Source organism: Nonomuraea sp. NPDC049709, from assembly GCF_040674815.1.
Lineage (GTDB): Bacteria > Actinomycetota > Actinomycetes > Streptosporangiales > Streptosporangiaceae > Nonomuraea.
Genome location: NZ_JBFANM010000087.1, coordinates 25,226 through 45,741 on the forward strand (window position 1 = coordinate 25,226; position 20,516 = coordinate 45,741).

Annotated in this window: 21 protein-coding genes and 1 pseudogene; 10 read left to right on the plus strand and 12 right to left on the minus strand. The window is 66.4% G+C overall.

Translation table 11 applies throughout. The annotated features are described in order from the left end of the window. Positions 1–88 precede the first annotated feature (88 nt). Positions 89–1,027, minus strand: a complete 939-nt coding sequence (locus AB0J69_RS51380; protein WP_364133987.1) for an AraC family transcriptional regulator — start codon at positions 1,025–1,027, stop codon at positions 89–91. Between the two features lie 167 nt (positions 1,028–1,194). Between AB0J69_RS51380 and AB0J69_RS51385 the strand changes: the two genes are divergently transcribed. The 3 genes and pseudogenes from AB0J69_RS51385 to AB0J69_RS51395 form a co-directional block, all read left to right on the plus strand. Next, a complete protein-coding gene (locus tag AB0J69_RS51385) occupies positions 1,195–2,118 on the plus strand; it encodes an SDR family NAD(P)-dependent oxidoreductase (RefSeq protein WP_364133990.1) in 924 nt (307 codons plus the stop codon). After that, positions 2,079–3,434: a M24 family metallopeptidase gene (locus tag AB0J69_RS51390; RefSeq protein WP_364133993.1), complete on the plus strand. Its 1,356-nt coding sequence runs from the start codon at positions 2,079–2,081 to the stop codon at positions 3,432–3,434. The genes AB0J69_RS51385 and AB0J69_RS51390 overlap by 40 nt, the downstream gene beginning before the upstream one ends. 632 nt (positions 3,435–4,066) lie before the next feature. Further along, positions 4,067–7,123: pseudogene (locus tag AB0J69_RS51395) on the plus strand (Tn3 family transposase); the annotation flags it as partial. A 925-nt stretch (positions 7,124–8,048) separates the two neighbouring features. Here the strand turns inward: AB0J69_RS51395 and AB0J69_RS51400 are convergent. The 7 genes from AB0J69_RS51400 to AB0J69_RS51430 all read right to left on the minus strand — a co-directional run bounded on the left by AB0J69_RS51400 (position 8,049) and on the right by AB0J69_RS51430 (position 13,560). Further along, on the minus strand, positions 8,049–9,179 hold the full coding sequence (locus tag AB0J69_RS51400; protein ID WP_364133996.1) for a hypothetical protein: 1,131 nt from the start codon (positions 9,177–9,179) through the stop codon (positions 8,049–8,051). A gap of 398 nt (positions 9,180–9,577) precedes the next feature. Continuing rightward, the gene (locus tag AB0J69_RS51405) at positions 9,578–10,171 is read right to left on the minus strand and encodes a recombinase family protein (protein ID WP_364133998.1); all 594 of its coding nucleotides are present in this window, start codon (positions 10,169–10,171) and stop codon (positions 9,578–9,580) included. Between the two features lie 264 nt (positions 10,172–10,435). Continuing rightward, positions 10,436–10,675, minus strand: coding sequence for a transposase (locus AB0J69_RS51410; protein WP_364134049.1), 240 nt, complete (start codon positions 10,673–10,675; stop codon positions 10,436–10,438). Further along, the gene (locus tag AB0J69_RS51415; RefSeq protein ID WP_364134001.1) at positions 10,626–11,429 is read right to left on the minus strand and encodes a hypothetical protein; all 804 of its coding nucleotides are present in this window, start codon (positions 11,427–11,429) and stop codon (positions 10,626–10,628) included. The genes AB0J69_RS51410 and AB0J69_RS51415 overlap by 50 nt, the downstream gene beginning before the upstream one ends. Next, on the minus strand, positions 11,326–12,090 hold the full coding sequence (locus AB0J69_RS51420; protein ID WP_364134004.1) for a transposase family protein: 765 nt from the start codon (positions 12,088–12,090) through the stop codon (positions 11,326–11,328). Before AB0J69_RS51420 ends, AB0J69_RS51415 begins: the two co-directional genes overlap by 104 nt. 604 nt (positions 12,091–12,694) lie before the next feature. Next, complete coding sequence (locus AB0J69_RS51425) at positions 12,695–13,147, minus strand: hypothetical protein (RefSeq protein ID WP_364134007.1); 453 nt, start codon at positions 13,145–13,147, stop codon at positions 12,695–12,697. A gap of 176 nt (positions 13,148–13,323) precedes the next feature. Then, entirely contained in the window at positions 13,324–13,560 is a 237-nt protein-coding gene (locus AB0J69_RS51430; protein ID WP_364134010.1) for a helix-turn-helix domain-containing protein, read from the minus strand. Between the two features lie 266 nt (positions 13,561–13,826). Here AB0J69_RS51430 and AB0J69_RS51435 point away from each other — a divergent pair, with 266 nt between their 5' ends. Next, complete coding sequence (locus AB0J69_RS51435; protein WP_364134013.1) at positions 13,827–14,672, plus strand: hypothetical protein; 846 nt, start codon at positions 13,827–13,829, stop codon at positions 14,670–14,672. On the opposite strand, the gene AB0J69_RS51440 is transcribed toward AB0J69_RS51435, so the two are convergent. Next, positions 14,659–14,892, minus strand: coding sequence for a hypothetical protein (locus AB0J69_RS51440; protein WP_364134016.1), 234 nt, complete (start codon positions 14,890–14,892; stop codon positions 14,659–14,661). The genes AB0J69_RS51435 and AB0J69_RS51440 overlap by 14 nt on opposite strands. A gap of 111 nt (positions 14,893–15,003) precedes the next feature. Next, positions 15,004–15,957 carry a tyrosine-type recombinase/integrase gene (locus AB0J69_RS51445; protein ID WP_364134019.1) on the minus strand — a complete coding sequence of 318 codons (954 nt, stop codon included), beginning with the start codon at positions 15,955–15,957 and terminating at the stop codon, positions 15,004–15,006. An 8-nt stretch (positions 15,958–15,965) separates the two neighbouring features. On the opposite strand from AB0J69_RS51445, the gene AB0J69_RS51450 reads away from it, so the two are divergent. After that, on the plus strand, positions 15,966–16,487 hold the full coding sequence (locus tag AB0J69_RS51450; RefSeq protein WP_364134022.1) for a hypothetical protein: 522 nt from the start codon (positions 15,966–15,968) through the stop codon (positions 16,485–16,487). 291 nt (positions 16,488–16,778) lie between these two features. On the opposite strand, the gene AB0J69_RS51455 is transcribed toward AB0J69_RS51450, so the two are convergent. Together AB0J69_RS51455 and AB0J69_RS51460 are read right to left on the minus strand one after the other, a co-directional pair. Next, positions 16,779–17,207, minus strand: coding sequence for a recombinase family protein (locus AB0J69_RS51455; protein ID WP_364134025.1), 429 nt, complete (start codon positions 17,205–17,207; stop codon positions 16,779–16,781). A 187-nt stretch (positions 17,208–17,394) separates the two neighbouring features. Next, entirely contained in the window at positions 17,395–17,673 is a 279-nt protein-coding gene (locus AB0J69_RS51460; protein ID WP_364134028.1) for a hypothetical protein, read from the minus strand. Between the two features lie 16 nt (positions 17,674–17,689). Between AB0J69_RS51460 and AB0J69_RS51465 the strand changes: the two genes are divergently transcribed. Genes AB0J69_RS51465 through AB0J69_RS51485 form a run of 5 tightly spaced genes read left to right on the plus strand, consistent with a single transcriptional unit; the run spans position 17,690 to position 19,855 of the window. Continuing rightward, positions 17,690–18,052 (plus strand): DUF2089 domain-containing protein, encoded by a 363-nt coding sequence (locus AB0J69_RS51465; RefSeq protein WP_364134031.1) that lies wholly within the window; start codon positions 17,690–17,692, stop codon positions 18,050–18,052. A 59-nt stretch (positions 18,053–18,111) separates the two neighbouring features. Beyond that, positions 18,112–18,309 carry a hypothetical protein gene (locus AB0J69_RS51470; RefSeq protein ID WP_364134034.1) on the plus strand — a complete coding sequence of 66 codons (198 nt, stop codon included), beginning with the start codon at positions 18,112–18,114 and terminating at the stop codon, positions 18,307–18,309. An 11-nt stretch (positions 18,310–18,320) separates the two neighbouring features. Further along, positions 18,321–18,743, plus strand: a complete 423-nt coding sequence (locus AB0J69_RS51475; RefSeq protein WP_364134037.1) for a hypothetical protein — start codon at positions 18,321–18,323, stop codon at positions 18,741–18,743. Positions 18,744–18,752: 9 nt separating this feature from the next. Further along, positions 18,753–19,055 (plus strand): hypothetical protein, encoded by a 303-nt coding sequence (locus AB0J69_RS51480; protein ID WP_364134040.1) that lies wholly within the window; start codon positions 18,753–18,755, stop codon positions 19,053–19,055. Then, entirely contained in the window at positions 19,052–19,855 is an 804-nt protein-coding gene (locus AB0J69_RS51485; protein ID WP_364134043.1) for an alpha/beta hydrolase, read from the plus strand. Before AB0J69_RS51480 ends, AB0J69_RS51485 begins: the two co-directional genes overlap by 4 nt. Positions 19,856–20,516: the final 661 nt, after the last annotated feature.

Consider the following 20,516-nt stretch of genomic DNA (forward strand, 5'->3'; position numbering starts at 1 on the left):
GGGGCCGCCGATCTGACCGGCGCCCGCCGGCGAGCCGCACCCACCTCTGCCGCCTCCGCGTTCGCTGCCGACGCCTCGAGCGGGGCGCTCACGCCGGGGTGGGCCGGCGGCGTCCGTACGGTTCGTTGCGCACCCGGTGCCGGTAGCGCAGCGGGGATTCGCCGATCTCGCGCTTGAAGGCGTTGCTGAAGGCCGCCTCGGAGGCGTACCCCAGGTCGGCGGCGAGGGCGCCGATGCGCGTGTCGTTCTGCCTCAGGGCGCGCTGCGCCAGGAGCATGCGGTAGCGACTGAGGTAGGTGAGCGGAGGCATGCCCGCCGTAGCGCGGAAGTGGCGGGCGAAGGTTGATCGGGACATCGCAGCGGAGCGCGCCAGCTCCTCCAGGCCCCACGGCGCGGCGGGCTCGTTGTGCATGAGGGCCACGGCCGGGCGCAGTCGCTCGTCGGTCAGCACCCGCAGCCAGCCCGGCGGGGCTTCCACCTGGTCGAGGTAGGCGCGCAGGACCGCGAGGAAGAGGAGCTGACCGTACTGCCGGATGGCGAAGGCGGAGCCGGTGCGGCGGCCCGCGACCTCGTCGAAGACCTGGTCGAGGATGGTGCGCAGCGAGGCCGACGCTGAGGCCCTGACGACTCCCACCGGCGGCAGCGTCTGCAGCAGCAGCTCCTGGCCTGCCGGGTTGATGCCCACGGCGATGCCGAGCACGACATCGTCGGTGGTGGGATCCGCCTCGTTGAGACCGGTGAAATTCTCCTCGGGGCTGATCTGGTGGCGTGGACCGTCCCCCTGCGGGCCGCCCTCGTATTCGAGCCATGTGCGGTTGTTGAGGATGGCGACATCACCAGCGGAGAGCTCGACCGGCTCGTCGAGGCCGTCGGTCAGCAGCCGACCGTGGCCGGACACCATGGCGATGAGCTTCATCGCGTCGTAGCACGGCGAGCGTGCCATCCACCGGCCACGGGCCGCGAATCCGCCGGACACCGCGCCGTAGACCTCCACGAGGTCAAGCACCTCGGACAACTGGTCTGCCACATTTGGCACTCTCGCACAAGAAACCAGGACTCACAAGTATTCAAAGTGCCATCCATGCTTGGCAGGGTGAAGGTCACCGCGACCGTCGTCGTCGCGGCGACGACCGAAGGAAGGCATGACCATGTCACTTCAGTCCACGGGCGAGGCCCGTACGATCATCCTCACCGGTGGCACGCATCGGATTCGCCGCGGCCACCGCGATCCTCCGGGACGAGCACGGGCCCTGGCACCTGGCGCTGCCCGTCCGTGACGCCGCCCGTGGATGGGAGACTGTGAAGTCGTTGGCCTCCGCCGCAGAGAGCGGCAACACGGTCGAGGCGATGACGATGGACCTGTCCTCACTGGAGTCCGTCCGGACCTTCGCCGCGGAGCTGACCAGCCGCGTGACCTCGGAAACGATCCCGCCGGTGCACGCGCTGGTGTGCAACGCAGGCGTGCAGATGGGCACGAAGCTCATCCACACGGCCGATGGCTTCGAGTCCACCTTCGCCATCAACCACCTGGGCCACTTCGTACTGGTCAACGCGCTGCTGCCCGTGCTGAGCGCCCCGGCTCGTGTGCTCGTGACCTCCAGCGACACCCACGACCCGGCGCTCAAGCTGGGCCCCGCTCCGGCATGGAGCAGCGCGGATGCCCTGGCGCGGGGCGAGCTTGCGGCATCGGCGAAGCCGGACAACGCGTTCGTCGCCGGACAGCGGCGTTACAGCACCTCCAAGCTCGCGAACCTCTACTTCACCTACGCCCTGGCCCGTCGTCTGCCCGAGGGCGTCACGGCCAACGCCTTCAACCCCGGCATGGTGCTCGGAACCGCCCTGGGCCGCTCACTGCCCGCCCCGGTGCGGTTCATCTCCACGCACGTCCTTCCACACCTGACCTGGCTGCTGCGCCGGGTGATGTCCCCCAACATCAACTCGGCCACCGAGTCCGGGGGCGCGCTGGCCTGGCTGGCAACCACGCCGGAACTCGCAGGCACCACAGGCACGTACTTCGACGGCCGCACTCAGGCCCGCTCCTCGCAGGAGTCCTACGACACCGTGCGCGCCGAGCAGCTGTGGTCCGGCAGTCAGAGGCTGACCGCCACACATGTCTGACCGAGATGCCCCTTCGATCCCAAGTGACGCTCCATGATCACCACCAAGGAGACGAGACCATGAACGACATTGCTGCGCTGACCCTTTCAACGGCCGAGCGCGACCGCCGTTGGGATCTCACCCGGGCATTCATGGCCCGTGAGGGCCTGGACGCCCTGCTCGTTTTCGGCGAGCACGAGGACGCAGGGCCTGCCCAGGTCGCCTACGACACCTGGTTCACCAACGAGCGCCCCGGAACGACCGTCGTCTTCCCCCGCGGCGGCGAGCCGATCGTGCACCTGCCGGGAGGGATGTTCATCCTGGACCATCTGGAGTCCAGCCGGCGTGGTGACGAATCCTGGATCCCGCCGCGGAACCTGCGCGCCTCACGCACCTCCACCGGGATCACGGACACGATCGCCGAGCTGGGCCTGAGCAGGGGGAACATCGGCGTCGTAGGACTCGGGGCGCATCTGCCGTGGCATCCTGAAGGCGTCCTGCCCCACACGCTGTGGAGCCGGGTCCTGGAGAAGCTCCCTGGCGTCGAATTCCGGGAGATGGACGTCGCCGTCGCCCTGATGACGATGCGGCTCAGCGACGAAGAGATTCCCCTCGTGCGGCGCTCCGCGGAGATCGGAGACGCCATGGTGCAAGCCATGGTCGATACCGCCGGCCCAGGGGTGTCCGAGGCGGAGGTCTACGCCGCGGGCATGGCCGAAGGCTTTCGGCGCGGGACGCTCCCCGCGGCCATGCACCTATGGTCAGGCCGCGACCCCGTCGCCTCGGGGATACCCGCATGGTGCTACCGCGCGCAGGCACCGCGTGCGCTGGCCGACGGGGACGTCATCTATGCCGAGGTGTTCTCCCAATTCGGCGGGCGCCACACGCAACACCAGGTCACGATCGCGATCGGCGACGTGCACCAAGACTTCTGGCGCGCGGGCGACGTCGCGCAGCAGTCCTACCACGCCGGCCTGGCGACGCTCCGGCCAGGGCGGACCTTCGGCGACGTCGTGGAAGCGATGCACGCACCGCTCGACGCGCACGACGGGCAGATGTACCTCATCGCCGCTCACTCGATCAACGCTCTCCTCGCGGCCGGCAAGAACCGCGCAGACATCAGCCTGCTCCCAGGTGCCGAGGCGTACCCGCCTGTGCACGCTCACCCCACCTTCATGGCCGACCTGGTGCTGGAGCCCGGGATGTGTTTCATCCTAGAGCCGCAGTACGCCTTCGGTCGTCACCTTGCCCACGTCGGCGGCACCGTGATCGTGACGGAGGACGAGCCCATCGCGCTCAGCCCGCTGACCAGCGAGGTGCTCCGCGCCCGGCGGTGACGAACCCTGGGCCGGGCTCGTGGCGTCGCTCCGCCACGAGCCCGCGCCTCCGCAGTGGCTGGATACACCTCGACGGCCCCGTCGCTGACGCCGCCGACGCACTGGACGCGCCCACCGGCCGCGAGAGCGAGGGCATTGAGCCGCTACCTCCACGTGCGTCCATCAGCCTTCAGTTTCCCCGTCTACGACGGGTTGTCCTTCGGCGGACAGGTCCCCAGTAGACCCGCGTGCCTGCCTGGCAGCCTGAACCAAGTATGGCTCGTCAGCGGCTGGGCGGTCGGTGGTGTGGCGCGGACCCTCGCTGACGGGACGTGGCATCGCGACCACCCATTCGACCCTCGCTCCAGTAGCTGATGGTGTCGTGTCGGCTTCCCCAAAGCGCTGAAGGATATCGGCCACTTATGGCCCGGCGCTCGGGTCGCCGTCACCCGGGGCAAAGTAGCTCTGAGTGATCGTGGGTTCGAGTAGCCCGCATGATGAAGAGGCATCTTGAGGCGGGGAGTAATGTAACTGAGCGTTATATTTCAGGTCCCACTACGTAACGATCACAGCTCGGAAATACCGGTCGGTAGTCGCATGATTACAAACCATGTTTCTCCTGACGCTCCGCTGGAGATCGGGAGAAAGGGTGCGGCATGCGACGCGAATGGGAGTTAGAGGACCTGATCGAGTGCTGGACTCTGGATGAGGAGGAGTTCGCGCTGCTGGCGAACAAATCTGGGGCAACGCGGCTCGGCTTCGGCCTGATGCTGAAGTTCTTCGAGCTGGAAGCCAGGTTTCCCCGCAGGGAGGACGTGCCCCGCCCGGCGGTGGAGTTCATGGCGGGGCAGGTGAAGGTCGACGCGCAGCTGTTCGCCGCTTACGACTGGTCCGGCCGGACCATCAAAAACCATCGGGCGCAAATCCGGGAGTTTCACGGCTTTCGTGAGCCGACGGTGGGTGATGAGGACAAGCTCGCCGACTGGCTGGCGACCAAGATCTGTCCGGTGGAGATGCCGCGGGATCGGCTGCGCGGAGCGCTGCTGGCGCGCTGCCGCGAAGACCGGATCGAGCCGCCGAAGACGACCCGGATCGAACGCGTGCTGGGTGCGGCCGAGGCGATGTTCGAGCGGAACTTTACCGCCACGACCGTGCAGCGCTTGTCGTTCGAGTCGGTCGGCAAGCTGGAAGAGTTGATCGTCGCCGACGCCGCCCCGGCTGTCGCCGGCGGGGACGTTCCGGAAGGGGACGGGCAGACTCAGGTCGCCAGTGGCAGCGGTGCCAGTGGCGGCCAGCGCGCGTTCTTGCAGGAGTTGAAGGAGGACCCGGGGCCGCTGCAGTTGGAGACCCTGCTGGCCGAGGTCGTGAAGCTGGAGCGGGTCAAGGCGATCGGTCTGCCGGCCGCGTTGTTCGAGGGGGTCTCGGAGAAGGTCGTGGCGGGCTGGCGGGCCCGGGCGATGAAGATGTACCCCTCCGATTTCGAGGCGGCGGCGCCACCGGTGCGCCTCACCCTGCTGGCCGCGTTGTGCCAGGTGCGGCAGGCGGAGCTGATCGACGGGCTGGTGGAGTTGCTGATCCAGCTCGTGCACAAGATCAGTGTTCGGGCGGAGAAGAAGGTCGAGGGAGAGCTCAACGCCGAGTTCCGGCGGGTGCAGGGCAAAAACAGCATCTTGGTGAAGCTCGCCGAGGCGGCGCTGGAGCTGCCGGAGGAGATCGTCCGCAAGGCTCTGTATCCGGTGGTCGGTGAGCGGACGCTGGAAGACATCATCGCCGAGGCCAAGGCGAACGAGAAGGAGCTGCGCACCCGGGTACGGACCAAGCTGCGCGGCTCCTACTCCCACCACTACCGGCGCGGCCTGCCCAAGCTACTCAAAGCGGTGAGGTTCCGCTCCAGCAACGACACCTTCAAGCCGGTGATGGACGCCCTGGATCTGCTGCAGCGCTACGACGGCTCCGACGCCGACTTCTACGCCGCCGCCGAGGCGGTGCCGATGGAGCACGTGGTGCCCGAGGACTGGCGCGACGCGGTCCTCGACCCCGACAGCGGCCTGGTGGAGCGCATCCCGTACGAGCTGTGCGTGCTGGTCGCGCTGCGCCAGGCGATCCGGCGCCGCGAGATCTGGGCGGAGGGCGCCAACACCTGGCGCAACCCCGACGAGGATCTGCCCGCCGACTTCGAGGACAACCGGGACGTGCACTACGAGGCCCTGGCCAAGCCCCGCGACCCGGCCGACTTCATCGCCGATCTGCAAAAGCGGCACATGGCGGCGCTGGACCGGCTGAACAAGGGCCTGAAGACGGCCACGACGGGCGGGGTGAGCATCACCAGGAGGAAGGGCGAGCCGTGGATCAGCGTGCCGCCCCTGGGCAAGCAGATCGAGCCGGAGAGCCTGGAGTCGCTGAAGGAGGAGATCACCCGCCGCTGGGGCGTGATCGACCTGCTGGACCTGATCAAGAACGTCGACCACGCCACGAAGTTCACCGCCGAGTTCACCTCGGTGGCCTCGCGCACGGTGACCGACGCGAAGGTGCTGCGCCGGCGGCTGCTGCTGTGCACCTTCGGACTCGGCACCAACATGGGGATCAAACGGGTCGCCGACGGCACCGCGGCGATCGAGGGGATGGAGGCCGACACCGAGGCCGCGCTGCGCCGCACCCGCCGACTGTTCGTCAACCGCGACAACCTGCGCGCCGCGATCCGCACGGTGGTCAACAAGACGCTGGAGGTGCGCGACGTCTCGCTGTGGGGGCCGGGCACTGCGTGCGCATCGGACTCGCGCAAGTTCGGTTCCTGGGCGGCGAACTTCATGACCGAGTGGCACCAGCGCTACGGCGGCGCCGGGATCATGGTGTACTGGCACGTCGAGCGCAAGAATGTCTGCATCTACAGCCAGGTCAGATCAACCACGGACTCCGAGGTGGCCTCGATGATCGAGGGCCTGCTGCGCCATCTGACCAGCGCGGAGATCGATCGCCAGTACACCGATACGCACGGAGCTTCGATCGTTGGCTTTGCGTTCTCGCACTTGCTGGACTTCAAGCTGCTGCCCCGGCTGAAGAACATCGGCTCGGCCCGCCTGTACCGGCCGGGCCTGGCCGAGGGCGAGGCCTGGCCGCAGTTGGAGGGCGTCATGTCGGGCAAGACCATCGACTGGGAATTGATCGCCAACCAGTACGACCAGATGATCAAGTACGCGACGGCGCTGCGACTGGGCACCGCCGAGGCCCATCAGATGCTCCGCCGCTTCACCCGCGGCGGCCCCAAGCACCCCACCTACCGGGCCATCGAGGAACTCGGCCGGGTGATCCGCACCGTCTTCATCTGCGACTACCTGGCCGAGGAGGAACTGCGGCGCGAAATCCACGAGGGCCTGAACGTGGTGGAGAACTGGAATTCAGCCAACAAGGACATCTTCTACGGCAAGGCCGGTGACCTGACCGGCGACGACCGCGAACACGTCGAGGTCTCCGCCCTCGCGTTGCACCTGGTCCAGGCCGCGATCGTCTACCTGAACACCAGGATGGTACAGATCGTCCTCGCCGAGCCAAAGTGGCGAAAGAAGCTCACCGACGCCGACCGGCGCGCCCTGTCGGCACTCTTCTGGTCCCATCTGAACCTGTACGGCAAGTTCGAGCTCGACATGAGCAAACAACTCGACCTCGGGCCTGGGCCGAGCATCGAGGTTCAACAGTCAGAAGATCCGCTCTGAGCGGCGAAGGACCTTGGTGTTTAGCCAAGGCGAGCCCCAAGAGCCACAACAGCGCTCTGCGCATGGCGCTTGGCTGGAGCGTTTTCTGCGGCACTTCGTGCTCGCCATGCTCGCCCTGGCGGCGATCTGCGAGGTCAGCGCCGCATCCGCCCGCCGGCGTACCGACACCCAGGCGCCGCCTTCCACGTCGGCCCGATCAGGGGCCACGCGCATCCCGGCATGATCCCGCTGACGATTGCCGAGATCAAACGCCTGTTCAACGCCGAGGCCACGGTGACGCCTTCCCTTCCACACATCGCCCACGGGTCAGCCTGCGCCGCCGCCACCAGGCCCGAGCCCACTGGTTCCATGAACGCGCCCGCTTGGCCACCACATGCACCCAGCTCAACGAACGAATGCAGGCTGTGCCGTACTACCTGTGGATCACCCGTGGCACCGGCATTACACAGGTTGAATGGGTAGAGACACTCCGATCTACGGCCTTATCGCAGGTCGGAGCAAGGACTCCAACAGTTCAACCTGTGTATCCCCCAATGGGGCTTCTACCCGTACCCCATCCACGGCTGACCTGCACCCCCAATTGGACACAAGTACGACTATTGAGGAATGCTGGACAGCATGACGCGTAGAAAACCGTTGCCCTCGCCCGTGGTTGTAGTGATCGCCATACTCGCACTCTGCGTTGGTGGCGTGACGATCTGGAGTGTCGTCACCGTTGCTAGCTATGCGCTTGGTTGGCAAGTGCTCACCACTCTTGTGTTTATCCTCCTGGCTTTTGGACTTGGGGCCTTCATACTTATCCGCGCCCGAAAACGCCGATGAGCTGATTGCGCGACAAGGACAGAGCTCTCATGCAAGCGTTTTTGCTGGAGGCGTTAGCGAAGGAGGCGACACTGGGCTGGCCTAGCCGCCTCCAATAGCGGTACTATTGGTATGTGCCGGAGTAACCGGTGAGGTTCATCAACGGGCAAGTCGCAGAGCCGATGAGACAAAGTGCGTCAGCATAGTCCCGTTTGTATGCGTCAGTTACGACGCCACCATTGTAGAAATAGATGTGATGATTGGGCATCTGACGGTGATTGCCAGAGATGATTGACCAGTTTCCGCTCTGGGTAACCTTCATCGTGATAGCACCGTCGATCGCTCCGACAGAGCAGAACGGGTTGGAGGCGTGATTCACCAGTCGGATATCAACATAATTTGAGCCGGATCCTAGCCCGTAGGCCTCCAAGCCGCTATCAGAGGCTGTCCTCGTTGCCACGAGTGCGCCTGAGGCGTTATACACCGTGGTGGCTCCGATGGCCCCCCAGCCGCCGATATCCTTGGTGTCCCAGTCGATTACGGCATTCACAGCTGTCCGGAAGCTCGAGGATGTCCAGTCATACGACCGGTTGTCTCCCCCAAACTTGTAGCCGCTACCATACTCGCACCCTACGGGAGGCGCGTCGATCTTTGCTTGCGGAATGAATGTATCCCACGTGACCGTCGTCTGGCTTTCGGCAGCTGCGGCCGTGATTCGGATGCCCGCATAGCGCTCAAGAGCGTCTTCGTCACTCTCCCCTGTCCGAGCCTGGGGGACAGTGACTTTCATGCCCCAGACAGGATGAGATCCCGTGGCGAGCGACGTCGGCGTGACGATGTATTGATGCGTTGCTCCGGGAATAACATCTGAGTCCTGATAGTAGTCTGTTCCGGAAGCGAGGTCCGCGAGTTTCACGTTGTCGCGGACGACTGTGTATCCTTGGGCATTGCTCTGCGCTACCCAAGATAGCTCCACAGTCCCTGTCCTTGTAGCGGCCGCGAGCCCAACCGGGGCCAACGACGAATCGACCACAGCCGCCTTGTCGTCCCCTAACAGCATAACCTTGACCCCTTGGTCGAGGGACTGGTTGAGGGATGACTGCGCTGGAAGCTCACTGTACTTATTCTCGACCAGAGCCTCGATGCTGAATCGATCGGCGACGTCGGTTGGCCGTTCGGCGCTTGCTGGTGCAGTATTCGCGAGTAGTGCCCCGCAGAGCAGGGATATAATTACGACGCCACGTAACTTCCGCATGCAACCTCTTTCGCTAGGACGGCGAGCTGGACTGGTCAAGCTCGCGTTCCAATTTCAAGACGTGAGGTTAGCGCAACTTCTACAGCCAATGTAAGATCTTGTCAGACACAAAAGTTCTTGATAAAGATCGACACCGCTAAGCGATATATCCAACACGTTCATAGGTTTTCGGATTTCCGAAATTCGGTGACCTGCGGGGATGACTCTCAGCCGCCCACGGCTGGCCCGGACCGACCGTTTGCGAGGCTCAGATAGCACGCACGTGCAACCAGCCAAGATCAGCGCGGTGCAAGGCTCGTGATGCAGTCCTTGCGATCCGATCCATAAGGCCTACGAGGCATCCACAGCCCGGGGGCTGGCAGTCCGACCACGACAAACAAAAAGAACCCGCGTCCTGACTACGCCCTGCCCGGGGTCTTCGGCTGGCGGGGCACAGTGCCGTCCACCAGGTGTCCGTACACCGTCGAGCGCGGCACCCCGAACAAGTCCGCGATCTGCTGGACGGTCTTGTCCCGCGCGTCGTACAGCTCCTGGGCGAGGGCAGCCTGGTCGGCGGTGAGCTTGGGCCGGCGTCCGCCGACCCGGCCGCGCGCACGGGCGGAGGCCAGGCCGTCCATCGTATTGGCAACGATCAGCTCGCGCTGCAGCTCTGCCAAGACTGACAGCATGCCGAACATCGCCCGGCCTTCCATCGTGTCGGTGTCGATACCCTGCTCGATCACATGCAGTCCCACCCCACGTTCGCGCAGGTCCGCCCCGAGGGTGACCAAGTGCAGGACTGAGCGCGACAACCGGTCCAGCCGGGTGACCTTCAGCGTGTCGCCCTCGCGCAGCAGCTTGAGAACCAGGTCGAGGCTAGGCCGGGAGGCTTTGGCGCCACTGACCTTGTCCAGATGGATGGCATCGCGGTCAACGCCCGCGCGCAGCAGCGCGTCGATCTGGTGGTCGGGGTTCTGGTCGGCGGTACTGACCCGCGCGTAGCCGAAGAGCACTGTCGAAATCTACTTCACGAACCGTTCACCGACATTGATTTTCGACACGAGTTATCGACAGCACCCACCTGCGGTTTCGTGATCGACTCGGCGAGTGTCGATAGACGATCGTTATTCGACACTTAGATGACTAACCTCGCAACCACGCAGAGTAATGATGGTTACTCGGCGCTACTTTGCCCCTGGTGACGGCGACCCGAGCGCCGGGCCCTTATCTGGGTCTGGTGCATATGCTGGGGAGTGGTCACGGTCGGTGATCTCGGCTCAGTTCAGCAGTGCCATCTTTCTGAGGAGGTCGTAGTTGGCGCGGCCGAACATGAGCCGTTTCAAGAATTTGATCTTGCGCACTTTGCCCTCGACAACGCCTGAGCTGTAAGGGAGCGTGAGTCCGTTCAGGACGGCGGCGTGGTCGCGGTCGAGGCCGTTGGCGAAGGAATGAAGATGGGGCAGGTCGTCAGCCCGGACAGCGTCGATCCAAAGCGTCGAGGCGGTGGCCTTGGCGATCGGTCATCATCTCCGCGAAGGTCTTGATGTGGCCGTGTAAGGCGCCGAGGTGCGGGCAGGCTGCCAGGACCTCCTTGAGTTTCCGCTGCTCATCCGGGCCGAGGTTGTCGGGACGGCGGCGGATCCAGCTGGTGATGTGGCGGGCCTTGGGCGGCGCGGGGACAGCGGGCGGCGCGGCTGAGCCCTTGAAGGGCGCGAGGTAGGCGTAGACGGTGCCGTAGCTGCCGCGGAAGCCGAGCGCAGTGATCTCCCGGTGCAGCTGCTGGATGTTGGCGCACCCGGAATTCCAGCGTTCATGCAGGTGGGGCTTGTAATCGTCCAGCATGCTCGGCCACCCGGTCAGCGTGCCCGCCACCACCTCATCGACGCTTTCTGCGCGGGAGTACTTGCGGACGGTCATGGGCGCCAGGCGCAGCTCCCGCTGGATCGCGGCGTGGCTCTTGCCTTCGGCCTTCAGCGCCTGGACTTGCCGGTAGCGCTCCCTTGCCTTCACCACGCGCGCTCTGTTCTCGGCATGATCGATGGTCGTCTGTTCGGCGACCTGGCCGGGGTTGGGGGCCTGCTCCTCAGCGACCTGGGCAAGGGCAACGTAGTGCTCTTTGACGCACCGGTGGTGGGCAGCGACGGTCTTGTCCGCGTATTCGCGCAGGTCATCCCACATGTGCCAGCGATCCGCCACCTGCTGGGCATCGGGCGCGCCCTCCCGGCCGCCCAGGGCGCAGGCGCCGGCCCGGTCCCGGCAGATCACCTCCACGCCGGGATGCGCGCGCAGCCACTCGGCCAGGGTGGCGGCCCTCCCGGTCGGGCAGCACGTCGATGATGCGGTGGCCGGCCATGTCCACCAGGACACTCGCATACGAATGCCCGCGCCGTTTGGCCCAATCATCGACCCCGAGCACGGCGACCGGCCCGATCTCGGGATCGGGCAACGCCCTGACCAGCCGGATCAGCGTGAACCGGGAGACGATCGCGCCCAGCGCACCAGCTAGCCGAGACCCCGCGCGGCCTGCCAGGGCCAGTGCGACCCGCTCCAGCAGACCCCGCAACCCAGCCGTGCGGCGCTGCTGTGTGGCGGTCAGCCCGGGGACCTGCTCGGCGAACGTCGCCACCAAGCACGCCGGGTTGCCGCAGATGAACCGGCGAACCTCCAACTCGACCTGAACCGGTCTCCCGCCGCAGGCCAAGTCCTGCAGACGACGCCGATACCGGTCGTGCACCCGAGCCGACGATGTCCCACAGCCACGGCAGGTCACCCCCTCCGAGCCCGTACGGGCCGTAATCCTCAGGCGGTCACCCAGATCCTCCACCTGGTCAAGGATCAGGCCCTTCAGGTGCGGGAACAGCATGTACAGCAGACCGACTTCCCTGCCGATGAGCTCGTGCAGCACAATGGCACCCCTACGGCCGTTCTTCATGATCAGATCTTGGCGATCCAGATCGCGACAGAACGGCCGTTCTCACGCGCAACGCGTTACGCGATCGCTACCACCCTCCATGCGGCCCCGGCCTCACTCGCGCCTGGAAGTCGCACTCCGTGACCGCTCCCCAGCAAATGCACCAGAGCCCGCTATCTGGCCGGGGATCTCCAGCGCTATTTGGCCGGGGACGATCATGTTGATCAGCCCGAATTGTCGGGATGAGCTCCAAGAGCCCAGCAGACAGGCGTCAAGAAACTCGGATGCGGACTCCATCTTGACGCTGTTCATCTGCGGTGGCGGGTGTGGCGTTGGGGTACACCCTTGCCGGACAGGCCACGAGCGAGGGGCATTTGCAGGGCGGCGGCCGAGGACGCTGTCAGACCTCTGGGCTGGCGGGGGGCTGCTTGAGGACGTAGCCGGTGCGGGCGACGGCTTCACCTACAGCGTGAGCAGGCCGTACCAGCGCATCGACTACGTCATGACCTCTCGCGACATCAAAACGACCACTTCCCCATCGTGGCCGACCTCGAACTCCCCACCCCCTCGCCCTGACCTCCGGCGCCCGCCGTCTCTCGCGACGGCGGGCGCCGAGCGGTCCGGATCAGATGACGCCGCTCTGCCCGACGCAGCTCGTGACACCGTTCCTACCGGCCAGCTTCACGAAGACCCGATGCGCCATCGGCCGGGTCGCCGAGATCGCCCTGCTGCCGGAGTTGCCCGTGATCACGGTCGCCAGGAACTCGGCGTCCGGAAGGCCGCCCCGATCCTGGACGAGGCTGACCTTGACCGTGGTGGGGCCTCCGGAGGCCGTCCAGTGGACACGGCTGAAGCGGTGCCCAAACGTCGTGTCGATGTAGGTGACGGTCACCTTCAGCCTGTAGGACCCCTTCGAACAGGTCGCGACGAGGGCCTTGGCTGCCGACGTGGTCACCGACGCCGCCGGCGCGGACGCCGAGGCGGACGCGGTCACCGACGCCGACGCGGGCGCGGGCGCGCCCATCATGGCCACGGCCCCCATGCCCCCGACGACGACCGCGGTACGCATGATCTTCATATGGTTCCCTCCGTTGATTTCCCGTCGAGGTGAGACCATACGGAGACGCGGTATGGCGGAGGTATGTCCCAATCGGACCACTCGGAGCGCGCTAGTGGGACGCTAGTCAGACGCTAGGTTTTGGGTGCCGTTAACCAGCGTGGCACCAGCCACCAAATAGGCTCTGAGCTGGGATATCAGCTACCTGCTTCCAATTCGGCGCGCGCCGTTGGCGGTTCGACGGCAGGGCGGCCTGTCGCGAGATCGGGAACGTACTTGTAGATCGTGGAACGGCTGACGCCGAGTAGGCGGGCGATCGAGGAGACGGTGTTCGGGGTTGAGGAACGGGCGGACAGCCGTTGGCGGTGAAAAGGATCTTGATTGCGGTGAGGTGAGGCTGCTCTTGGCAGCTCATCATGGGCAAGACGCAGCACAAGAACCCGCGCACCGCCATGCGCTATGTCAAACCCGGCGCCGAAGCCATCGCCAAGGTCACCGAGGTGCTGGCGTCCCGCCGCCGTACCCACTGATCAGCGATATCTCAGGCAGGGCAGGACCCTACCCCTTTTCTCGTACTTGGTCTGGCCCCCCAGTAGGGCGGGTTGTGCGGGTGGTGGTCGCCGATGCCGTCCGGTGTTCGACGTGGACGCTGAAGCCCAAGGCTTGACGTCCATGCCCGATCATGGTCCATGATCGGGGCATGAACGCCTTAATCCGGGCGGCCCTGGTGGGGGCCGTGATCGGGATCGGGGAAGCCGCCCTGGCGCAAGTAGTGGATGACAACATCCTCGTGTTCCTGGCGATGCTGGCCATGCCCTTGCCCGCGGGCACGCTGCTGACCCTCTGGGGCAGGCTGCCCTTGTGGTGGCTGATCTCGATCCTGGGACCGGTCTTCGTCGTCATGGGCTTCATCGCGGCTCCGGTCCCGCCCGCCGAGATCGCGGAGATGGGCGGATGGGGCAGCCTTCTGGCCTTCATGGGGATAGGAGCGGTCGGCTACCTGCTCGCCGGGGCCACGGCGCTGCCGCTGCGCATGGTGACGCGCCTGGCCACCATCGGGACGGTCCTCGTCCTCGGCATCGCCGCCGTCCTGGGAGAGAGACCCCTCTCGGCGCTGGTCGCCGCACAGACGATGGCGCGTGAACAAGTGCCCGTCATCGCCACCGACCAGCCGGAATACCGTCTCGACTCCGTCGACGAGGAGGAAGGGATCCTCTTCCTCCACTACGAGCGCCGGCGCGATGGTCTGGAGGTGGCCGTCACCGTCCAGGCACCTTATGGGCTGACGGCCGAGCAGGCTTGCGGCTCCGAGGTGCGAGGCGCGTGCGAGGAAGTAGCCCCGGGAATCTGGGGCGATCATGTGGACCTGGGCTCGACGCTGGTCACCGTGCGGGGGAACGCGCTCGCGGAGGTGACGGGCGAGCTGGCGACGAAGGACGACCTGCTCGCGGTGCTGCGGGACGTGCGCCCGATGGACGCGTGGGAGCTGGCCTGGCTGGCGCTGAAGGACAGCTCCTACGACCAGGGGATGATCATCGCGGAGTGAGGCGTCCGGGGGCGTCCCGCGCGGCGGTGTCGTAGGACGGCAGGACGGCCCGGGCGGCGGGTTCGACGACCGCCGTGCCGAGGTCGTCCCCGGCGAAGGCCCTGATCGAGTCGAAGGACTCCCAGAGCGTGATGACCTGCAGCTCGACGTGTTCGTCCGTGTCCCGCCGGAGCACGTACGCGCCCCGGTGCCCGCCGGTCCCGCGCAGCTCGGGCAGCACGGCCGCGTGATGGTCCTTCTCGGCCTGTCGTTGACGAAGCTGTCACCAGGTACACGCGATTGCGTTATCCCTGCTCAAAGCAGCCTGAATCGGAAGAGGCCAACTGTGCGATCAATGCGCGGCTCGGTCGCGGCGGCGTCGGGCGGCGCGGATCTCGGTGTCGGCGACCTTGTCGTCCAGCAGCGCGTACAGCTGCGTCGTTTCCGTGGAGGCGTGCCCGAGCCGGCGGCGGACGGCCTCGATGGACACCCCGGCGTTGATGAGCTCGGTGGCGTGGGCGTGGCGCAGCTGGTGGATATCGATCTCGACGCGGGCCTGGGCGCAGTTGCGCTGCCAGCGGTGGTGGGCGGCGTCGTAGGACAGCAGCCCAGCGGCGCCGTTGATGGAGGCGCGAAACAGCGGCCCGGCGGTGTAGCCGGCGCGGGCCAGGTACAGCTTGAGCAGCGTGACGTAGCCGTGGTCGTCCAGGAGCACGGTGCGCACGGTGCCGCCCTTGCCGTGGATGCGCACGTGCTCATCGTCCAGGCGCAGATCGAGGTCTTCGACGTACAGGCCGCACACCTCCGAGGCGCGGGCGCCTCCCACGTAGGCGGTCTCGAACAGCACCCGGTCCCGTAGCCGGTCCAGTGGCGTCTCCTTGCGCGGCCGCCGTGAGCAGATCACCGCCAGCACCTTGGCCACGTCGGCCGCGCTGGCGGGACGGGGCAGGGCCTTCGGGACCTTGACGGTGTCGATGCGGTCCATCGGGTTGGCGTCGAGAAGGTCGTGCCGGACCGCCCACTTGGTGAAGGAGGCGACGGCGGCGCGCTTGCGCTTGCGGCTGGCTGGCGACAGCTCGGCGAGCTCGGCCAGAAACGCGCGGACCGGCGTCGCGGTCAGCTCGGCGAGTTCTTCGCCGTGGTGGGCGGCGAAGGCGATCAGGTCGCCGCGGTAGGCGCGCCGGGTGTGCGCCGACTTCCCGGCGTTGGCCAGGTCAGTGAGGAAGTCGTCGAGGTGCCGGGCGAGCGGGTGGGAGCTGCCGAGCTGCTCAGCGATGACCGGATCCACCGTGCAGACCTCCACCATCCGCGAAATTGCCAGATAACCGGCAAACGAAGCGTGCGCGCCGGACGGCGGCGGCCCAGCTCGGCATTCTGGCCTACTCCGACCCGGTGGCCCGCATCGCCGCCGACGGCACCGTCATCATGCCCGGACACGACGGCGTCAGCTACCGCTCCTGCAACGCCGTCTACCTCGGCCGCACCACCGCCCGCCCGATGTGGCTGATGCCGGACGGCACCACCATCCCCGAGCGCAGCCTGCAGAAGGTCCGCGCCGGCGAGCCCTCCGCCGAGCACACCGTGCGCAGACTCCTGGATGTCAGCGCGACTCCCCGCTGCCGCGGGCAGCATCGGCGCGGCTGGGTGGGCCAGTCCCTCCACGAGGTCGGCGCCATCACGATCAGACACGGCGGGAACCACAAGTTCGCCTGGACGATCGGACCACGCCATCAGCGCTCTCGCGTCACCATCGGCGTGCCGATCATCTCCTTCCCCGTTGTCGGCTCCGCAGGGCGTGTGACCGCAGGGCTCGGCAGCTTCCCCGTCGCCGCCTGATCCGGGGTTGAGGAACCTGCGGACAGCCGTTGGCGATACCCGCGTGTAACTTAGCCGGACGCTTCGGCAGGGCCCTCGGCCGGGATGAGCGGGGGCTCCGGCTGGCCGGGCAGCAGCCCGGTCAGCGCAGTTCGGATGGCGGCCCGGCTCACTCCATGCGCGCGGGCGAGAGCCGCGATCGAGGTGCCGTGGTCGACGAACGCCGATCGAACCTCCTCAAGCCGGGAGCCGGCCAGGGCGGGCGGCCGCGGTAGCGGCCTTCGGCTTCGGCGGCAGCGATCCCTTCGGCGGTCAGCTCGGCTGGAATTGCCCGACCGAGATGATCACGTTGATGAGCAGCGCTGTCGTGGCGTCGTTGGCGGCGAGGTCGTGGAAGTTCGACAGCGGGCCCGGCAGGACGCGCAGGGCGACGCCGCGGGACTGGCACCAATCGCGGACGGCATGGATGTCGATCAGGTCGCGGCACAGCCGGAACAGCTCCGAGACCGATAGGACGTCGCCGGGGTGCGCGGCGGCGGCGACCTTCGCGAACGCGGGCCGCTCCAGCGCCGGGATCTTCGACGTTGTCGCCGGGTCCTCGAACAGCAGCACCCCCTCGGCCGGGCGAAACCCTTCGGCGACGCCTTCGGTCCGCACCAGCAGACCAGCCTCGGTGAGGATGTGCCGCTGCCGCAGCAGGGACTGAGTGGCGGTGGACGAGCGGGAGTAGACGATCCGCACCGGCGGCTCCTCGGCTGAGGGACGGGAGCCCCCTTCTATCTGTCGGGAAATCCTGTCGTCAATCCGGACTCGAAAGCACCCATCCGGAGTGGCGTTTTATGCCGCAAAGTCTGATTTCCGGGGCTGCGGGGGCCCAGTCGGCGGGGTGTCGGGAAATCACCTAATCCCGACAGGCCGGACTGTCCGGTCAGCCCGCGGGGGCGAGGCGGGCGATGACGCTGCAGTCGATGTTGTGGCCGGAATCGGCGGCCACCTCATATCCGGCGGCGGTGAGGACCTGGGTGAGCTGTTCGGCATCCAGGCCGACGCCGAGCATGTGGCGACCAGCGAGACGTAGAAGTCGCCGTCCGCGCAGCCGCCCACCGACCCCTCCGTCCGTAGTTGTCAACCCTCGCGCGATTTGGTCCAGATCAAACGAGTCTGACTTAAGAAAATTAAGATCAACCTTGAAATAGTGAAGGTTCATCGGGTATATCTTTGGAATGGATTGGCAGGAACTTACCAACCTGACCCAGGGCCAGCCCTTCGTCGTCGAGCGGGTGCGCCTGGCAGGCAGCAGCGTCGCGATCGAGGGCGACTTCGAGCTACCGCAACTGGCTCAGCTCAACGTCGAGGATCAGGTCTTCATCACGGCGTTCGTCCGGTGCCACGGCTCCATCAAGGAGATGGAACGCATCTTCGGGGTGAGCTATCCGACGATCAAAGGACGACTGAACCGGATCACACAGATGCTTGACTTCGTCGAGACCGATCCGGCGCCGTCGCGGGCCGACATCATCGAGCGGTTGCGCCGCGGCGAGATCACCGCACAGCAGGCACTGTCGGAGTTGGAAGGGCCCACATGATGCCGCAGTTGGTGACCGTACAGGTCAAACGCCCAGACCATCGTGCCATCCGGATCTGGGTGCCGGTCCTACCCGTGGTGCTCGTCCTTTCACCGGTCATGGTCCTAGCCGTTCTGGGCGCGGCCGTGGCCTGCCTCGTGTTCGGCATCAGCTTGGTGCACGCGCTCGGCACCGGCTGGCGCATCGTCTCGGCGTTGCCCGGCACCCGGGTCGACGTCGAATACAGCCGTACGGCGGTGCTCGTATCCATCCAGTAGGAGAGGTTTCGATGAACGAACCGCGCAAGGACGTCCTCGACATGCTGGTCGAGGGCAAGATCACTGCAGAGGAGGCGGAGCGGCTCCTCGTCGCGCTCGAACGAGACCAGTCGCCGGCGGCTTCGCGCCTCGAGCCCCGGCCGAAAGGCAGGGCGAAGTACCTCCGGCTGGAGATGGAGTTCCTCGAGGACGGAGAGTCAGGGCGGCTCAACGTGCGGGTGCCGCTGCAACTGCTGCGAGCCGGTGTACAGCTCGTCGCCCTGATCCCGCCGCGGGCGCTGGATCGGGCCAACGCCGAGCTGGTCAAGGCAGGCGTTCCGATCGACCTGACCCAGCTCAAGCCCGCACAGCTCGAGGCGCTCGTGGAGCACCTCGACGAGACGACCGTGGAATTGGAGGCGCCCGATGGCCACCTGCGTGTCTTCTGCGAGTAAGGGGAAACCATGACCAGCCGGCAATCCACCTGGACCGGCACGGTGCCGGTCGATGACACCGCGCTGTACGTGCGCGACACCGGAGGGCCCGGCCATCCGGTGGTCTCCCTCAACGGCGCCTATGCCGACCAGTCGCACTGGCGGTGCGTCATCGCTGACCTCGGCAGCGACTACCGGCACATCACCTACGACGAGCGCGCCCGCGACAAGTCGAAGCTCTCGGCGGACTATTCATTCGAGGGCGCCGTCCGGGATCTGGCCACCGGCACCAGCCACCGTTCCCGATTCACTTCTGCGAAAGGCAGACCATGACCATCGAGCGATCCCCCTGGACCGGCATGGTGCCAGTAGACGATACGGCCTTAGCCGTCACCGACACCGACACCGGTGGCGGCGGTGTCCCTGTGATCTACCTCAACGGCCACGCCGGCGTTCAGCGGCAATGGCGGAGGGTCCTTGCCGAGTTGGGGACGCAGTGGCGGCACATCACCTACGACATGCGCGGGCGTGGTAAGTCGAAGCGTTCGGCGGATTACTCGTTCGAGACGAACATCCGAGATGTCGATGCTGTCCTCGCAGCCCGGGGTGTGGCCCGGGCGGTGGTGGTGGGCTGGTCCTACGGAGCGTTTGTCGCGGCGCACTGGGCCAGCCGGAATCCGGCCCGTACCGTGGGTGCGGTCTTGGTTGAGGGCGCGCAGCCCTACGACTGGTTCGAGGAGTCCATGGAAGCGGGGATGCGCAAGATATGGAAGCGGATCTGGTGGCCCATGCAGCTGCTGCGCCCGTTCGGGATGGCTCCACGGATGACCGGCGACCAGCTGGCAGACAGCAACATCGAGGTCGGCAAGATCGCCCGCGAGCGTGACCTGGGCCCCGTGCTGGACAGCATCACCGTCCCGGCGCGCTACGTGATCGCTTCTGGGGAGTCGTTCGGAAGCCAGGGCGGGCACGAACAGGTACGCGCCAGCCTCCCTGCGGTGACTGCCCGCAATCCGAACATCCAAATCAGCGCGAAAGTCGCCAGCAACCACGGTTCGATCCTGCGTAAGGACTATCGCGCCATCGCCGAGGCCGTACGCGAGGTCGCCGCCCTCGACCACGAGGGGAACTGAAGACGCCGCCGTCACGGTGAATCCCGCACGGGAGCCATGTTCGCGGGGTTTCGGGGCCTCGGCGGAGCCGTGGCCTGGCGACGGCGAACCCGGCGGGTGGCCTGGACGTGCCCTCCGGCGCTCCCCTGCACGTCGTGGGCGATCTCGCGGCGGGCGGGACGTTCGTGACGTCCAGCATCCCGGCGATCGCCGCCCGCGCCGCCGCCACCGCCCAAGCCCTCCTCAGCGACTAGATCACGGGGCGTGACCGTAGGAGATCAACGATCACCTACCAGTCGGTACACCCAAACCGAGACCAACCCGGTGGCCACCGCCAGCTCCGCTCGCACGGGGACGACCAGGGCGAGCTGAGACACCACGAGAGGGGGGCCGGAGAGCTGGATCTCCGGCCCCGGTCGGAGTCTGGAACCCGGTGGCCGGAGGAGGCCACCGGGTTCCACGATCCGGGTACATCGCGGTGACGATCGCGGGCTGGTCTCAAGGGGCATGGGCGCCAAGCCTGCGGGAGACGACGGCTAGCATCATGAACATGCACGAGCCAACCACGATCAGGCTCCCGCACGGTCAGAGGGCGGTCTGTGGGCCCCTGCCCCTGATGTCGTAGTGTGATCGAGTGAATCTGTAGCGTTATGCCTAGCTGGTGGGCGTGAACGTGTTGAGA